Here is a 16223-nt window from a genome sequence, read left to right as displayed (position 1 = left end):
TCGTCCGCGAGTCTCAAGACTTGGGTTCGGATTCTGCGCCATGCGCCGGCGGGCGCGGGCCTATCCCACACATGCAGATCTCAAAACCTGACAAGGGACTGAACCATGGATGATTACCAACACAAGGACGCCTACCCATGGACCTGGGAACCAGCAGCCGCAGCGGCGGTAGTACTGGGATGTATCGGGGTGCTGTCCCTACAGCTCGGGCGCAGCACCGCCCTACTGGTCTCAGGCGCAGGCATATGGTGGCCCGCCCCGCAGCAACTGCTCATCAGCACGTGGGGAATCAGCCAAGGCAACCTGGCGGCCGGGCTGCCCAACACGGTCACAACGACGTCGCAGAATGAGCTGGCCTGGATCCTGGCAGCGCTGTTCGCCGCCGTGATGTGCGCCGGCGGGGGCTGGCTGCTGTGGCGACTACGTGGACACGCCTCTGCGAAGGGGATGGCGAGCACTGAACAGGCCACGCAACTGCTCGGTCTGGTCCGGCTCCGAAAGAGCCGCAGGATCATCCGGCCCGACGTCTACGGAAGCATGCCCCGATGAGGTTCAACCCCGCCGACGTCGGCTGGAAGATCGGGCGCAGCAAACTGCCTCGAGGAGTTGAACTCTGGCAGCCCTGGGACCGCACCGCCGGAGTCATCGGACCACAAGGATCAGGCAAAACCCTCGACATCCTCACCCCCGCCCTCCTGCAAGCACCCGGCGCAGCCCTGGTAACCCTCACCAAACCCGACGACCTCCTCCTCACCATCACCGCCAGATCCACAGGAGAGCGCCCATGCCTAGTACTGGACCCGTTCAACGCCGCCCCCGGGCTCCCGCAACTGGTGTGGGATCCGATCGCAGGATGCATCGACGCATCCGTGGCGGAACGCCGCGCAAAAGCCTTCTGCGCAGGCACCGTCGCCAAAACCAGCGGCCCCAACGACTCCGCCAGCCACTTCTACGCCGGCGAAGCAGCCAAAGTCATCCAGTGCTACCTCCACGCCGCCGCCCTCGCCGGCTGCACCCTCGAACACATCCTCCACTGGGTCGCCAACCCCAAAAACACCACCCTCCCCACAGAAATCCTCCTCAACCACCCCGCAGCCGAACCCAACTGGCACGGCCTCCTCAACGGCGCCATCAACAACGCCGACGACCGCACCTCCGGCAACACCAAAACCACCGTCGAACAAGCACTCGCACTCTTCACCACAAGAGACCGACGCGAACGCTGCATCCCAACCCCCGGCCGACCCGCAACCGACCTCGCAGAAGTCATAGACCGCGGCGGAACCGTCTACCTCCTCGGACGCGAAGACCCCTACATCTCGGCCGCCCCCCTGATGACCGCCGTCGCAGAAGACTTCCTCGACACCGCCCTGAAGATTGCGAACAGCAGCACGCACGGCCGCCTCTGCCCACCACTCTTGGCATGCCTGGACGAGCTTCCATCCACCGCACCGCTGCCGACACTGGCAACAAGGATGGCCAACGAACGCGCCCTGGGCATCAGCATCGTGTGGGCATCCCAAACCAGAGCCCAACTCGAACAGGCCTACGGCCAACAAGCCCGCTCCATCCTTGGTCTAAGTAACACCCTCATCATCTTCGGCGGATCCAAAGACCAAGCCTTCAACAAAGAACTCTCGGATCTCCTCGGAACGCGCCGGACCACACGACGCAACCACCAACACGGCAAACACACCAGCATCAGCAGCCACGGCGAAGACACCCCCATCATCCGCCCACAACAAATCCGCGAACTCCAAACCGGAACAGCCCTCGTCATCGCCGAGAACGGCAAACCCATCCTCGCCACCCTCCAACGAAGCATCCACGGCAAGACAGGTCAACAACTCCTTCACCAACAGAGCCAGCTCCTAACCCGCAGCCGCACCCCATGGCAAGCACCGGCCGTCCGAGACCAAGCTGCAGCAGCCGTCGAAACCGCACGTGAACTCGGACTCACACCGCAATGACAGAACCCACACACCAGCCCACCCCGGCCGCTCTCGTCGAGTTCCCAGATGTCACCTCCCGAATGCAGAAGGCACTCGACCAACTCGAACTGCTGCAACAGGGCGGCCCCGCGGCAAGCGACATCATCGGCAGCGGCGAGAACCTCCCCAGGCTCTGGGACATCACCACCATCCACGACCCCAACCTCCGCCGCGACACCTGGAATTGGCTCGAAGGCTTCGTCATCTGGTTCAACGCCCAACAAACCTGGTTCTCGTACGAGCAAATCCCCGCCTGCTGGACCCACCACCCCCACCTGATCAGAGAAATCGGCACCCTCGCAGACCAACGCCGCCTCGCCGGCGACGCCACTACAAGCAGACCCCTGGATGAATGGCACCAGTACTCCGCCCCAGCGTTCCTCGAACGTACCCGCGCCGCTCGATCCAGCTGCGAGGACAAGCACACTCCTTGGCCCGGGCGTCCCGCCCACAAGCGCCACGTCGGACCGGAGCTGAGTCAAGTCCGACGAGACCGGATCGAAGCCGACGTCGCAGGGTTCAGAAGAGAACGCTCACCTCACCTGGGATCATCCGTTTGAGGGATCTGGGTCACCAGCCGCTCCGGTGCTCTACTACACGCGGTCCCGGACGCGCCAAGCGAAATGAGAAACTCGTGGTTGCTAGTCGCGTACGGCAGAATGAACACATGTTCGAAACTGCCGTGACGGCTGCCGACACGGCAGAGATGCGCAAGGCCCGGGGCGCGTTCTTTACGCCTGAGCCCATTGCTCGGTACGTCACAGACTGGGCGGTCCGGGCGTCCGGCGACACCAAGCTTGGGTTCCTCGAAGCCCGGCGCCGGCACCGACAATGGGCCGACGCTCTCTGACCGTGGGCGGATGCAGTCGCGGGCGCGCGAATTAGGCGTTCCCGCGTACCAAGCACCGCGAAAGCCCCCTCGCGCGTCAGCAGTGACGCGCCGCCGCGGCTCCAACTCCCCCGGAGTTGGCCGAGAGACGATCGGGCGCCGGAGGCGAACCAGGCTGATGGCTCCGACCACTCAGACCCGAGCGGGGGCTACTACCGTCGCACCGGACACCCCCGGGCTTGCCCGAGAGCCCACGGCACGGGTCTGCGCGAGATCTTGTCGGGGTCTGCTTCGAAGACATCCACATCTGCTATGGTGCGGCCATCTGTCTCATACACAAGGGAGTGACATGAAGTTCAGTAGAAGACTTTTGGCAATGGTTGTGGCCCCGATGGCGGCCCTTTGGATGCTTCCCGCGTCTCCGGCTCACGCGGCGGTCCACTCGTCATGCTCAGTGACCGCTACAACCCCGTGGACGGATGGAGTCAAGGCATACGGGCAAGGCCGCATCGCATGCACTGGGGGAAATGCCTACGCTGATCGCATTACAGGGCGGATGGAGGTCAGATTTGTCTTGTGGGACAATAAGGGCGATTTTCCAAAAAACCCTGTGTCCAACACAACGAGCATTATTACTGATCCTTGGTGGACGTGCAACGGCACGGGCACCCGCGGGCACAGGATCCGAGCGCAGGGGTGGGACATTTATGGAGGCACCAGTGTTGTCACCTCTGCGGCAAGGGACTTGACTTGCTGATCGCGTTCTAGAACATCCATCGGCCAAGCTATCGCCTCATTGGTTCGCGGCAGGCAGCAGTACCTGCTCGCCGCGAACCAACAGGACGTTTCGAGGCCGCCCCGATTCAAGAGGATTTGATTCACGTGAGAGCCATCAACCTTGCATGGTCGGCAGTTTCGATCGTCGCGCTCGCAGCATTGGCTGCTTGCTCACCGTCGGCGGAGGCTGAGGGCGCGCCTACTGCCGCTGAGTACCGTGCTGCCGTGGAGAGTGCCAGAACTTGCGTCCAGCGGGCAGGATTTGAAACCGGGAGCCTGCAAGAAGTTCCTCACTCGAAAGAGTTGCAATTCTCTGTAGAGGCGAAACCAGGTAACGAGGAAGCGTACGACTCTTGTTATGATGAGCACCTCAAAGAGATTTCCGCCGCTTATTTGCAGCCGGAGCGCCTTACCGGTGATGAGCGAGATCGAGCGATGACGCAGCTAATCGATTGCTTGGAGCGGATCGGGGTCTCAGGACTCCAGGACTCAACCACCGACTCCCGAGTGTTCGTAGCGGCGATAATGGACGGAAGTCTCTCTGAAGACGAAGTCTTTGAAGCCATGGGGTGTATGGAAACACACAGGGGCGTGTGGCCACCCGGGGATGCCAATAACCCATGATGCGCGCTTGGCTATTCGGTTCTATCACATTCATCTTGGTCGCAGGAATGTGCTTGACCGCTTGGTTCACATCCGCCGGAATCCCGAGGGGCTTGGATGATTTGGACCCAGAGCCGGTCTTGGTCGACGTCGAGGTAGTGGCAACGTCGGTAGACTTCAATTCCGCAGGTGTAGTCTCTGGTCGATTGCAATCTGGACTATCGCTTCAGGGGAGTGGCCTAGAAGGCATCGTTACGGAAGTTTTCTTGACGCAAGGAATGGAACTTCTCCCCGGAGTGGCCGCATACAGGGTCGGGCCGGTCGCTGTGACGGCCTACACGGGACCTGTCCTCTATCGTCATCTGAGCAGCGGAATGTCGGGCCAAGATGTCCGGACGGTGCAGAAGTTGCTGGCGGAGCTGTTGCCGGACGTACAAGTTCCCGACACTGGCCGTATGGATCGGGGCACAGTCCGGGCGGTCGCAGAGTTCGCTGAGGCGATTGGAGCTGGGACAAAGGTCGATATCTTTGATCCCGCATGGTTCGTTCGCCTTCCCGCTACGCCGTTTGTCATAGAAGACATCTCCATCGAGCTCGGGACGCCGGCTCCGCCACTCGGTGAGGTGATTGCAACTAGCGAACCGAGCGTTGTCGACATCACGGTTGAAGCCGAGGTTTCGGGCCCTGATGGAGAGTACATCTTTGCGAGTTCCGGGATGGAGGCTCAAGTCGCCCGGGCATCGGGAGAATGGAGCATCCAGGATGAGTCTGCTGCACAGGCGCTTCTACAGTCCCCAGATGTAGCTGCGCCAGAACAAGGTGCGGATGTAAGGAGCATCGGTGGCCGTGTCCGCTTGGCGTCGCCTACAACTGGTATAGAACTGCCTGGGGCCAGCCTCGTCGTTGGGTCGAATGGTAGTACGTGCGTAGTACCCTCAACCGCTCCGTACTCGGCAGTGCCGGTGGACGTTCTGGGTTCCACAATTGACGGCAAGGCTCAACTGGCCCCAGTGCTGGAAGTTGGATCTCGGGTGCTGTTGAACCCCTTAACTGTCGCGCCGGACGCCACGTGTCCTTAATTCTTCGCGACATCTGGTATCGATATCCACGTTCTGACAGACCACTTCTGCAGGGCGTCGAGTTGGAAGTCCCGACTGGGGCATCTGTTGCGGTTATGGCGCCTTCAGGAGTAGGCAAGTCGACCTTGCTCAGCATTGCAGGACTGCTGATCAAACCGGATCGTGGGACGGTACAGATTGACGGCAAAGATGTAGGACCTAAAGACGGTAAACGGCTGTTGGGAGACCGGGTGTCGTGGGTACTTCAGAGCGTGAACCTTTTGCCCCATAGGACGGTCCTCGATAACACAATACTGCCGAGTCGAGCCCATGGATCAAGCCTCGATTCCTCGAGGGCGACGGCCACCATGCTGCTAACCCAACTCGGTTTGAGCCACAGGCTCACATCCTTGGCGCGAACGCTATCTGGCGGAGAGGCGCAACGAGCTGGGGTCGCTCGGGCCTTGGTCACGTCTCCCTCAGTTCTGATTGCGGATGAGCCGACCGCCAACCTGGACAGGGATACGGCACAGGAGGTGGCGACGGCGCTGCTCTCAGCCGCACAGAACACGTCGGTCCTGCTCGCGACCCATGATCCGATGATCGCTGAGATGGCTGACACGGTAGTGCACCTCGCACCAGCTAGGGGTGATTGACATTTGGACTACTCGAGCCTTGGTGCGTGAGGCGTGGCACAATCTCACGCCTCGCCTCTTGATTTGGGCGCTGATCATGTCCGTCGCGGCCGCTGCTGCCGGGAGCTTAATTGGGCTCGCGGGTGCGCGTTCACTGGTGGCCGAAAGAGCCAATCGCCTGGCTGGGTCCCATGTTTGGGTGGCGCAGGCGCTCGATGTGCCGCTCTCCGGCCACGACTGCGAAAGCCTCCAGCGGAACCCAGGGGTGGCCGCGTCGGGTGGAGTGGCCAGTGAACTCCCTCCCCCCCTGTTGACGTTTACTCCGAACGGACAGACTGTGTCTGCGTACTACGTCACGTCCGGCACATCACGCGTCTTCGACCCTGAGGCACCCCTCGGTGTCCCGCTGATCGGTGCCGAACTTGAAGCCACTAACCTCCTTGCAGAGGGAGGGTGGCTTTATGATGAATCGGGCCAGCGCGTAGTGCAGATTGTTGGAAAGCTGCGTGCAGGGGTGCCGGTACCCGAACTTAGCTCGTCAGTAAGCATTCCGACGACCGCAGCCATTCCCTTGAGAACATGCTGGGTCAGGATGATGCCCGGGGCTATCGCGAGCGCTCCAGATCTTCTCATAGCTACCTTTCCGGGCAACTCTGTTCAGATTGGTCCGCTCGTGACACTCCTAGACTCGGTCTCCCCGCTCGCCCAATGGAGTGCAGTTGCGCATTTGCGCCCTTGGGTACCCGCTGCGGTCCTCAGTGGGCTCGTAGGAGCTCTCATCACGTGGACTCGTCGAAACGAATGGGCCATTTACCGTGCCTTCGGCACTTCGCGAATGCAGAGCACGGCCATCGTGGGGTTTGAGTGTCTCCTTCTCACTGCCCCAGCAGTTGCCGGAGCGATGTTGCTGACCATGACAGGGATGAACGTGATCGGCACCACTCTGGATTGGAGCATCCTGGCCCTAGTAGCACGCACAGTCGTCAGTTCAGTGCTCGGCGGAATCGCTCTGACCGTGATCCTCTCCGCTGCGCTCATGAGCGGCGAGATCGCATCGGAACTCAAGAACCGCTGACTGTGTTGAAACCTGCCCTGCGGCTGTCCGCGCTGAAGCTGCTCGTCACCCGCGCGGGAAACGTTGCGCGATCTTGATGGCTCTTCACAGATATGAGTGGAGTTGGGGTCTGAATCCGCCTGCTTCGAGGAGTGACCTGAGTCGGTAGTTGGCCGGGTTCCGGAACCCGAGAGCGATGCCGCGGAGGTGTTCGAGACGGCCATTGATCGCTTCCGTGGGTCCGTTGCTGGTACCGGGATGGTCGAAGAACGCCAAGATGTCATCACGTCGCTTGTGCAGGGTCCGGCCGAGCTGAGCGAGTTCGGCCAGCCATTGGGGACGCCGGCCTTGATCGAGTCGATCAACTTCGAAAGCGCTGCTCGGCCTGCCGCCCGGTTCTTGTCGCGGTAGGCGGCGATGATGTTCTGGTAGACACCCCAAGTGACTTCAACCTCGTCGTGGTCCTCGACGTCGAACAGGGCATCCAGGCGGGTGTTTTGCCTGCCGGTGAGCAGACCGATGCCGGTCTGGAGGAGCCGGCGCGCTTTGTAGAGGGGATCGTTTTTGCGGCCACGGCCGCCGGTGAGTTCACGTTGGACTCGTTGTCGGGTCTGGTTCAGCTTGTCACCGGCGAGAGCGACGACGTGGAACGGGTCCATCACAGTGGTCGCGTCCGGGACGGCCTCTGTAGTGGCGGATTTGTAACCGCTGAACCCGTCCATCGCGACGATCTCCACCCCTGCTCTGAACTCAGGGGTCTGCGCCTCGAGCCAGGACTTGAACACCTCCTTGGAGCGGCCCTCGACCATGTCCAGCAACCGTGATCGACCGGTATCGTCTCTAACGGGAGTGAGGTCGATGACCACGGTCACGAACTTGTCACCGTGGCGGGTGTGGCGCCAACAGTGCTCGTCGACTCCGATCACCTTCACCCCGTCGAGCCGTTCGGGGTGGTTGACTCAGGACCTGTTGGCCGAGTTCGGTGACGGCGTCGTGGACGGTGCCCCAAGCGGACTGCAGCACCGCGGTGATGAACGCCTGGCCAGTCACTTGCTGCTGCCCTCGAGCACCTCGAACAAGTACCGCACCAACGATGCTGACCTGCCCGAGGGGCGGGGCTGGCAACCGTGGGACCGGGCACGCATCGACGCCTGGGCTGACCGGGTGGGGCCGGCCACGAGGGCGGTGACCGACCGGGTCTTCGAGTCGGTCCAGGTCGCTGAACAGGCCCATGACCCGGTGCTGGCGATCCTGCGCCTGACCAGACGATTCTCCCCGGCCAGGGTGGAGGCAGCCTGCCAGCTGGCGCTGCGGGGACCGGTCCGCAACATCCGCTACGCCCATCTGAGACCGATCCTGGACACCGGACAGGACAAGACCGGCCAGCCCGTCGAGACCACCGTTGAGGTCGGCGGCTACGTCCGCGGCAGCGACTACTACGCAGGAGGAACCCGATGATCGGCTCGCTGCTGGACGTCGAGACCAAACGCAAGCTCCGTGAGATGAACGCCACCGAACTGCTGACCGCGATCGATGGCCAAGACCCTGTGGCCTCGGCCGGGTTGCCGTTCGAGGACAGACTCCGGTTGGCGGTCGATGAGGCCTACTCGTCATTCACCCACTCCAAAGTCACCGGCCTGATCCGAAGAGCAGGGCTGCGTTACCCGAACGCGGACCTGCGCAGGATCGACCTGCTCGAGGAACGAGGCCTGGACCGCAGCCTGCTGTCCCACCTGGGCTCCTGCCAGTTCGTCACCCGCCAGCAGAACGTCGTGTTCCAAGGCTTCACCGGATCCGGGAAGTCATATCTGGGATGCGCCCTGGCGAAACGGGGCTGCGAGCACAGGATCCGGGCCCACTACATCCGGATGCCCGACCTTGAGGAAGCCTGGACCGCGGCCCAGGAACAACCCGGCGGAGCCGGGAAGTTCCTCCGCAAATACACAGCCTTCACCCTCCTGGTGATCGATGAATGGCTCCTGGACCGGCCCACCGAGTCCATGCGCGGGATGCTGCTGGACCTGATGGAACGCCGCTACGGCGAAACCTCCACGGTGTTCTGCACCCAATACCAGCAGAAGGACTGGCACCAGCGCCTCGGTGCCGGCGTCCACGCCGACGCCATCATGGACCGCATCGTCCACAACACCATCTGGATCGAAACCGGCACCTACAACATGCGCGAACACACCGCCGCTCAGGCCTGACACCCAAGGGACAGCGCCGGTGGTGGCTCCCAACCACGCCACCACTGGCGCTCACCCGCACCAACACTGGCGCTGACCCGCACGAACACCCGGCTCTCACAGCGTCAAATACTCAGGTCCGCGCCTTGATGGCAGAGCTCCCGCTGGGCAGCCCGCGACGACCCTGAGTCCGACGTCAACGGTGGGGCAGAAAGGAGAAGTTGTGTTGTCGAGGTATGAGGTGCGGGGTCGTGGTGGTGGAAGGCCGGGAATTCCGGCCCGCGAATCCTGAAGCCTGCCCAAATCCTGCCTAAAAAAAACAACGAACCCGCTCCGGCCGTAGTCAGAGCGGGGTTCATTGGCTCCCCGGACTGGACTCGAACCAGCGGCCAAAGGCTGTGGATGGTTGAACGTAAAGCCCGTTGGGCAGGATACGCCGGAGAGCGAGGGTCCGGTGAAAGCTGCCTCGAATGCCAATGACGCCCGACCCCGTGAGCAGGAGCTTACTGTCCGCGCTCCGCCTCGATCCTTCGATCGATCTGGCACGAATCTGGCACGACAGCGGAGACGAGTAACGCCAATGTTGCTGTGACTACGGGATTCACTTGTCGGGGCGACAGGACTCGAACCAGTGCTCTGCGCGTGCCCGAGTGGCCGCCAGATGCGGCACGAGACGACACCAGCACACCAGCAGCGACTACGGCGTCGGCAACGCCAACCAAGCTGCCAGGATTCGACGGATACCCGGCTATACACATAACGAGTTCGAAGTCGGCGATGAGGTGATTGTCGTTGACTTCGCCGACGCCGGAGTACCTGCCTCACGTTACTCGGTCGGCAGTTTCTAAGGCGCACCCGCCTCATTCAGCCCCCTGCCTACGCGCGAGCACGCCCTGAAACAAGCCGCACGCGTATGTCAGTCCGACTGTCTTGCAGAACGAACTCGGGCTCACCGAGCGGGAGTCAGCAGGTCCCGCCGTCCCGGAGATTGACCGCGGGCAGACGGCGTGTCGCGCGCTGCTACGGCTTGGTGAGCCGTCATCATTCAAGGTGGCGACGCGTCCGCGCCGTCACACGTCCGGCGCCTCTTCCCCACGCCAACGGCCTCGGCGAGCCTGCATGCCCGGAACACCCGGGCCCAGCCACACTGGCGATGCACGCACGCAAGCGACGGCCCGAGTCATCGTTGCGGGGACACGCCTCACGACGATGTAGTGAGGCTGTCAATGACGAACAGGAGTGTCGGTGGGCGACCTTACATTTGACCTCAGCAGCCGATCCCGTCAAGGAGACACAAGATGAGCGTGACCGACGCCTTCAAGATTTTCCAGGGCGTCGTGAACGCTGAAATCGAGGACGTGCGTGAGGCACGGTCGAGGCGAGACCTGTTCAACGGAGCCTTCAGCGGGGAGGGCGACGTGAGCGAAGTCATCGCATCCGGTTCACTCGCACGCGGTACACACAAGGACCCGATTCACGACGTCGACGTTGTGATCGTCTTCGACGGTGACAAGCACCCCCACTGGGGTGAACCGGGCACGTCGGCTCAAGAAGCGCTGGACTACACGCGCGGACGTGTCAACACGCTCCTCGGTGCGACCAGCGGAACCTACGAGAAGACGGTGCGGCTGGCACGATGGCGCAACCACGCCGTCAAGTGCTTCCTGGACGATCCTGACGACGTGGACGCCTTCACAGTGGACGCGATGCCCGCGCTGCGTCGGAACGGCATGCTGCTCATTCCCGAAGCGATGTCCAACGAGTGGGTGTACTGCGACCCCGAGTACCTCATCGCGGCCGTCGCCAAGAAGCACGCCGAGTGGGATAAGTTCGCCGGAACGGTCCGCATGCTCAAGTGGTGGGCGGCTGAGCAGGACATCAAGATCAAGTCCCTCGTCATGGAGGTCCTCGCGCTGAACTACTTGCCCATCGAAGGGTCGCAGCCGACGGCTATCGAGCAGTTCTTCGTGAGCGCGGCCTATGCTATCGGTGGCGGCGTCGAAGTTGTCGACCCTGCAGGCATCTGCGGTCCGATCCAGCCCGACCTCGAATACAACGAGTTGAGCGACCGACTCCGAGAGGCGCGTGACAATGCCATTCGAGCGGTGCAGGCGCACGCCAACGGCAATCCGGCCTACGCGATCCGGCTTTGGGGCACGGTCTTCGGTGACGACTTCCCGCCGCCTCCGAAGAGTGGGACCAATCCAGTGCCCGGTGTTGCTCCTATCTTGCCCCGTCCAGTGAAGGACACCCCGCAGGGATGAGCAGCGGATCAGCATCGACCTCGCGTGGTGAGGAAGGGCCGGGCTGGGTCTTGTGGAGTGAGGCCGAGCCGTCGCGACTCGAACGTGACCGTGCCGAGATGCAGCAGTTCGCGCCTGACGTGGTCTACCAAGATCCCAACCCAGACACGGGTGCCATGTTCCGCCACGGAGGTTGGTCCGGAGAACTGCCGCGCTGGCCGTTCCAACGTCCTGAACCGGTTGGGTTCGACGAGCTGATCGGTGACCACGGTCTGCTCTTCGTACTGGAATATTCGGCGGCCCACCCGATGTTGCCGCCAACCATCTACCCGGTTCGCCCCGAGCCCGAGGTCGAAGAGCAGACCCAGGCAACGTGGCACGTCGCTCCTGGCGGCTCCCTCTGCCTACTTCAAAGCGATGGAGCATGGCGACCGGAAGCGAGCATCACGGAACTCCTTCTCAAGGCATCGGGATGGCGGGTCGAGTACGCGCTCATGAAGGCGGGAGTCATCGATCGGATGACCGTCAACGGCATCGTCTCCGACTCCACATCGGATCACCTGATCGCCAAGGCCGTCACTCGAGGTACCGACGGCTCGACACAGCGGGGAGAAGAGCGTGAGAACGATGTACCGCAGTGACCCCTTCGTCATCCTGACCCACGACGGAGCCGCGAAGATTGCAAACTCCGAGATGCGCGGGGGCCGCGTGGCCATGCGTCACACCCCATCCGAAGACGCCTACATCGTCGATGTAGTTGAGACGGCAAAGGACGTCCGCGTTCAGGTCGCAATCCCGCCCGAGTACACCGCACTAAAGTGGGGTGACGCGCTCCACGCCGCCCAATGGATGCGTCAGCCGGTCGAGGGTCTCAACCTTCACCACCTTGCAATGATCCGCCGTCCCGGAATCTCTCTCGCCTTCCATGACTTCCGGAGCTTGGTGGCCGGTGTAAACGACCCAGGAAACCAACTCGGACTTCTCATCACCTACGACCCCGACCTGTCACAAGAAGCGATCGAAGTGGGCGTGAGCACCTTCGCCGGGTGGCTCGTCCAACGCAGCGGCGTGCGCCCGATCCATATTGAAGTGGAGCCCGAGACTGTCGGGCTCGCACAACTCACCGGTGCGTGGCCGATTGAACAACTCGCACGCCACGCCGTCCTGGTCGTGGGTTGCGGGAGCATCGGTGGCGTGGCTGCCGAAGCCCTCGCTGGATACGGAGTCGGCACCGTCGAACTCGTTGACCCCGACAGGTTCCTTTGGCACAACATCATTCGGCACACCCTCGGACCTGAAAGCGTCGGCCGATACAAGGTTGACGCGCTCAAGACGCATCTAGACAAGCGCTGGCCCGACCAGGACTTTGTTGCCCATCGCCTCGACGCGGTCTCCGACGCTCACTTTCTCAGGTCGCTCATCCCCAAGGTCGACCTCGTCCTATGCGCGGCCGACGGGATCGCTCCTCGCCGTGTCGTCAGCCACCTCTCACGCCGGGCCGGGAAACCCGCTGTACTGGCGTGCGTGCTCGACCACGGGTCCGTCGGAGAGATCATCCGTCTTCGACCGACTCCTCGCTTCGGTTGTCTGCTGTGTCTCCGAGAGAACCTCCAGGACGAAGGGGCAATGGATGCCGAGGCAGACCAGGAACTCGACTACGGAATCGGGCGCGTCCATCAGCCAATGACAGCAGTGTCCCCCGATCTCCAGTACGTCGGCACGCTTGCAGCCAAAACTGCCGTAGCCACACTGCTGGAGTCACTCCACGGCGACCACACCCAGAGACTCCCAGGTGAACACGCCATCCTTGGTCTCCGACCCACTGGTGACCTCGCCTCGCCGTTCGACGTCCGGGAAGCGGGGGACATCCGATGGAGAACCGTCCCGTCGCCCCGCCCTGACTGTCCCACCTGTAGTGCCGCATGACAGAGCACAGAAACGTTCCGAGCATCTCCATCACTGATAGCGCACTCGCCACCATCGCCGCCGAATCGACTCGCTCATCCGACGGTCTCGAAACGGGTGGCATTCTCCTTGGCAGCGAAACGGCCCACGCGATCTGGATACGCCACGCTGGAGACCCGGGGCCAGACGCCTGTCGAGCGCCCCAGAACTTTCTCCGCGACCTTCAGCACGCGCAACAAGTCGCGCATGAGGCGTGGACATGCGATGGAAGCCAATGGATCGGGGAGTGGCACACCCACCCCTTCGGTGACCTCACCCCAAGCGAACTCGACCTCGATTCATACCTGCGGCACCTCCACGATCCCGACCTGCAACTCGACTACTTCGTCGCCATCATCGTCAGCGGCAATGCCAACACAACCCCCCTCGCTGTGGCTTGGCTCATCGAACGCCACCGAGCACAAGAAGTCCCCCTCAGGAGGGAGCATGCATGAGACTGCCAACGGCGCGGCTGCATCCGATACCGAGCCGACCAACCCCGTGTTCATCTCCTACCGCCAGAGCGATGGCACGGCAATCACCACGGAACTCGCCTGGCTACTTCGGGCAGCAGGCATCCCCGTGTGGCGCGACCGCGACGATCTACCGCCCGGCGACACAGAGACCAGGTTGCAGCAGGCCATCGCCGATGGGCTCGCGGGGGGAGTGCTCACCATCACTCCCGACATCGCCAACAGCACGGTCGTCCGAGAAGTCGAAGCACCGAAGCTCATCGCCCTGCACGAGGCCCACGAGGAGTTTGCACTCTGCATCGCCAACGCCGTCGAACGCGAACCAGGGAAACTTGATTACGACGCCCCAGACAGGCTCCTCGAACTCAAGCCGAAGACTCTAAGTGGCGTTGATCAGCACCCGGTTGACCGCGCCGGACAACTGGTATTGACCAAGAAGCTCCTTTGGCACCGCCTCACCCACCAGCAAGCACGAGTGGCTTCCAACAACCGCACGATCCATATCAGCATCCAGACCAGGAACGCCCCTCAGGTCTTAGACCGCACCGGTCATCAACTCGATATGCGCGTCCGCCCCTCGTCACACGAGAGACTTCCCAGCCCGGAAGGCCTACGCGACCTACAAGACACCATCCATCTCCTGCCGGATGCCGTAACCAGAACCGGGGCCCAGACAGTCCACATACACGGAGGAGCGCACCTCTCCGTCGCCTTCGCGATCGGTGCCGCGCTGCCGTCGTCGCGGATCGGCACACTTCACGTCACCGACCAACGCCAACAAACATGGATGAGCGGCACTGAAGCCATCGTCACGACGGCACCGCTCCTCAGGGTCGAAGAAGAACGCACCTCCGACTCAGCCAAGACTGGCCGCCCGGCGGTGGCTCTCTACCTAGACCTCCTGCCTGGCCGAAGTGACTACGCATTCATCCGACACCTCGAAGAGAACGGGTCGTTCCTCACGGCTTGGGAGCACCTCACCTATGCGGGAGAACGTCTCCTTGACCCCACTGATGCCGGACTCATCGCCGCCGAAGCCGCAGCGCGAATCCGAACCCTTTCTAACCACAACGGCAACGCACAGGTGCATCTGCTGCTTCGATGCCCATTCCCTGTCGCAGTTCTGATCGGACGACTCATGAACACGATCCGGTTCGTCCTCTATGAGTGGGACGACTCCGACCCGGTCGTCGGCGACGACTACCGAGCGCGCTACGTAGCAGCCATGCGGGTCCGACCGTCAGCGTCAAGCGGGGTCATCGAAGAAGTTCTACTCAAGAGCAGCACTGGTGCCTAGCCGAGCCGCCCTTCGCGCGGGCGTGAGATTCGGAGGAGATTCGACAGTTGATAGTGCTGGTTCTCACCGCAAACGTCAGTGCGGCCTTGCAGCGACGCCCCACGGGTTGCTGCACGGATAGGAGACAGTTCCTAGTCACGCAGCCAGGTCGGCTGGTGTGATCATGATTGTCTCGAATTCGACGGGGGTCAAGCGGCCGAGTCTGGGCTGTCGTCGGCGGCGGTGGTAGGTGCGTTCGATTCAGGTCACAATCGCCGTTGGCCGCGCCCCACCTCGGTTGCGGCGTGCGCTCGGAAAACACACGCCAGGGAGAGGTGAGCCAAGCTCATCTCGAAGGGTACCTAGCGGTACCTGAAGCGAATGCTCCCACGTCCGGCCTTGTCAGCGTTGAATGGTTCGATTCCCGCCACCTCCACCACCCCTGTTCAGCTCGAACCCGGCCCCCGTGGGCCGGGTTTCTTGTTTCCCCCGCCTTCTTTCCCGGGCCCGTCCTTCGACGTCACCGCCTTCCCTGGGGCGGAGCCGGGTCCGTGACAGAATGGTCACATGCGCAGCGGTAGCCCTCCAGCGGCAGGTCAGGTCCTGATCGCCACCGAGCCCGGCAAGGGTGGCTACTTCGATCGCAGCGTGGTGCTCCTCCTGGACCACAACGATTCCGGCTCCCTGGGCGTGTGCCTCCACAAGGTGGCCGAGGTCGAGATGGTGGAGCCACTGGCGCACTTCACCCAGCACCTGTCCCCGCCGGTCACGCTGTTCGAGGGTGGCCCCGTGTCCCAGCAGGCAGCCGTTTCGCTGGCGAAGGTCGCCAACCCGTGGGAGGAGCCGCCGGGCTGGCGAAGGATCTTCGACGACGTCGGCATCCTGGACCTGGAGACCCCCATCGAACTGGTCGCGGGCGCGTTCTCGCACCTGCGCATCTTCGTAGGGCTAGCCGGTTGGGACGCCGGCCAGCTCGAGAACGAGTTGATCCGCGGCTCCTGGTTCCGGGCGCCGGCCCGGGTCGAGGAGATCTTCGGAACGCCGGAGGACCTCTGGCGTCGGAGCCTGCGACGGATCGGTGGAGCGAGTGGCCGTTGGTCCACGTGGACCGAGACCCCCGAGCTGAACTGAGGCCGTCCCGCACCCCGGGTGGT

The 16223-nt window shown here is 62.7% G+C and carries 14 protein-coding genes and 1 pseudogene; 14 read left to right on the top strand and 1 reads right to left on the bottom strand.

The window, feature by feature from the left end; all coding sequences use genetic code 11:
* Positions 1 to 105: 105 nt before the first annotated feature.
* The 6 genes from FOJ82_RS00405 to FOJ82_RS16570 all read left to right on the top strand — a co-directional run bounded on the left by FOJ82_RS00405 (position 106) and on the right by FOJ82_RS16570 (position 6968).
* Positions 106 to 549, top strand: coding sequence for a hypothetical protein (locus tag FOJ82_RS00405; RefSeq protein ID WP_143936502.1), 444 nt, complete (start codon positions 106 to 108; stop codon positions 547 to 549).
* Positions 546 to 1970, top strand: a complete 1425-nt coding sequence (locus tag FOJ82_RS00400) for a type IV secretory system conjugative DNA transfer family protein (protein ID WP_143936501.1) — start codon at positions 546 to 548, stop codon at positions 1968 to 1970. Before FOJ82_RS00405 ends, FOJ82_RS00400 begins: the two co-directional genes overlap by 4 nt.
* Positions 1967 to 2551, top strand: coding sequence for a hypothetical protein (locus tag FOJ82_RS00395; protein WP_143936500.1), 585 nt, complete (start codon positions 1967 to 1969; stop codon positions 2549 to 2551). Before FOJ82_RS00400 ends, FOJ82_RS00395 begins: the two co-directional genes overlap by 4 nt.
* 1151 nt (positions 2552 to 3702) lie before the next feature.
* Positions 3703 to 4221: a hypothetical protein gene (locus FOJ82_RS00385; RefSeq protein ID WP_143936498.1), complete on the top strand. Its 519-nt coding sequence runs from the start codon at positions 3703 to 3705 to the stop codon at positions 4219 to 4221.
* A gap of 1048 nt (positions 4222 to 5269) precedes the next feature.
* Positions 5270 to 5914, top strand: a complete 645-nt coding sequence (locus FOJ82_RS16980; RefSeq protein WP_425472457.1) for an ABC transporter ATP-binding protein — start codon at positions 5270 to 5272, stop codon at positions 5912 to 5914.
* 901 nt (positions 5915 to 6815) lie between these two features.
* Entirely contained in the window at positions 6816 to 6968 is a 153-nt protein-coding gene (locus FOJ82_RS16570) for a hypothetical protein (protein WP_246099655.1), read from the top strand.
* Positions 6969 to 7052: 84 nt separating this feature from the next.
* On the opposite strand, the pseudogene FOJ82_RS00375 reads toward FOJ82_RS16570, so the two are convergent.
* Positions 7053 to 7973, bottom strand: a pseudogene (locus tag FOJ82_RS00375) (ISL3 family transposase); the annotation flags it as partial.
* On the opposite strand from FOJ82_RS00375, the gene FOJ82_RS00370 reads away from it, so the two are divergent.
* From FOJ82_RS00370 to FOJ82_RS00330, 8 genes are all read left to right on the top strand, one after another.
* Positions 7917 to 8405 carry a hypothetical protein gene (locus tag FOJ82_RS00370; RefSeq protein ID WP_143936496.1) on the top strand — a complete coding sequence of 163 codons (489 nt, stop codon included), beginning with the start codon at positions 7917 to 7919 and terminating at the stop codon, positions 8403 to 8405. The pseudogene FOJ82_RS00375 and the gene FOJ82_RS00370 overlap by 57 nt on opposite strands.
* Positions 8402 to 9154: an ATP-binding protein gene (locus FOJ82_RS00365; protein WP_143936495.1), complete on the top strand. Its 753-nt coding sequence runs from the start codon at positions 8402 to 8404 to the stop codon at positions 9152 to 9154. The genes FOJ82_RS00370 and FOJ82_RS00365 overlap by 4 nt, the downstream gene beginning before the upstream one ends.
* A 1277-nt stretch (positions 9155 to 10431) precedes the next feature.
* Complete coding sequence (locus tag FOJ82_RS00360) at positions 10432 to 11397, top strand: nucleotidyltransferase domain-containing protein (RefSeq protein WP_143936494.1); 966 nt, start codon at positions 10432 to 10434, stop codon at positions 11395 to 11397.
* A gap of 98 nt (positions 11398 to 11495) precedes the next feature.
* Positions 11496 to 12017 carry a ubiquitin-conjugating enzyme family protein gene (locus FOJ82_RS00355; RefSeq protein ID WP_246099653.1) on the top strand — a complete coding sequence of 174 codons (522 nt, stop codon included), beginning with the start codon at positions 11496 to 11498 and terminating at the stop codon, positions 12015 to 12017.
* Positions 12004 to 13302: a HesA/MoeB/ThiF family protein gene (locus FOJ82_RS00350; RefSeq protein WP_143936492.1), complete on the top strand. Its 1299-nt coding sequence runs from the start codon at positions 12004 to 12006 to the stop codon at positions 13300 to 13302. The genes FOJ82_RS00355 and FOJ82_RS00350 overlap by 14 nt, the downstream gene beginning before the upstream one ends.
* On the top strand, positions 13299 to 13775 hold the full coding sequence (locus FOJ82_RS00345) for a Mov34/MPN/PAD-1 family protein (protein ID WP_143936491.1): 477 nt from the start codon (positions 13299 to 13301) through the stop codon (positions 13773 to 13775). Before FOJ82_RS00350 ends, FOJ82_RS00345 begins: the two co-directional genes overlap by 4 nt.
* Complete coding sequence (locus FOJ82_RS00340; protein ID WP_143936490.1) at positions 13768 to 15090, top strand: SAVED domain-containing protein; 1323 nt, start codon at positions 13768 to 13770, stop codon at positions 15088 to 15090. The genes FOJ82_RS00345 and FOJ82_RS00340 overlap by 8 nt, the downstream gene beginning before the upstream one ends.
* 546 nt (positions 15091 to 15636) lie before the next feature.
* Positions 15637 to 16200 (top strand): YqgE/AlgH family protein, encoded by a 564-nt coding sequence (locus FOJ82_RS00330; protein WP_143936489.1) that lies wholly within the window; start codon positions 15637 to 15639, stop codon positions 16198 to 16200.
* Positions 16201 to 16223: the final 23 nt, after the last annotated feature.

This window comes from Tessaracoccus rhinocerotis (assembly GCF_007197885.1).
Classification (GTDB): domain Bacteria; phylum Actinomycetota; class Actinomycetes; order Propionibacteriales; family Propionibacteriaceae; genus Arachnia; species Arachnia rhinocerotis.
This window is presented reverse-complemented; position numbering and strand designations above follow the sequence as displayed.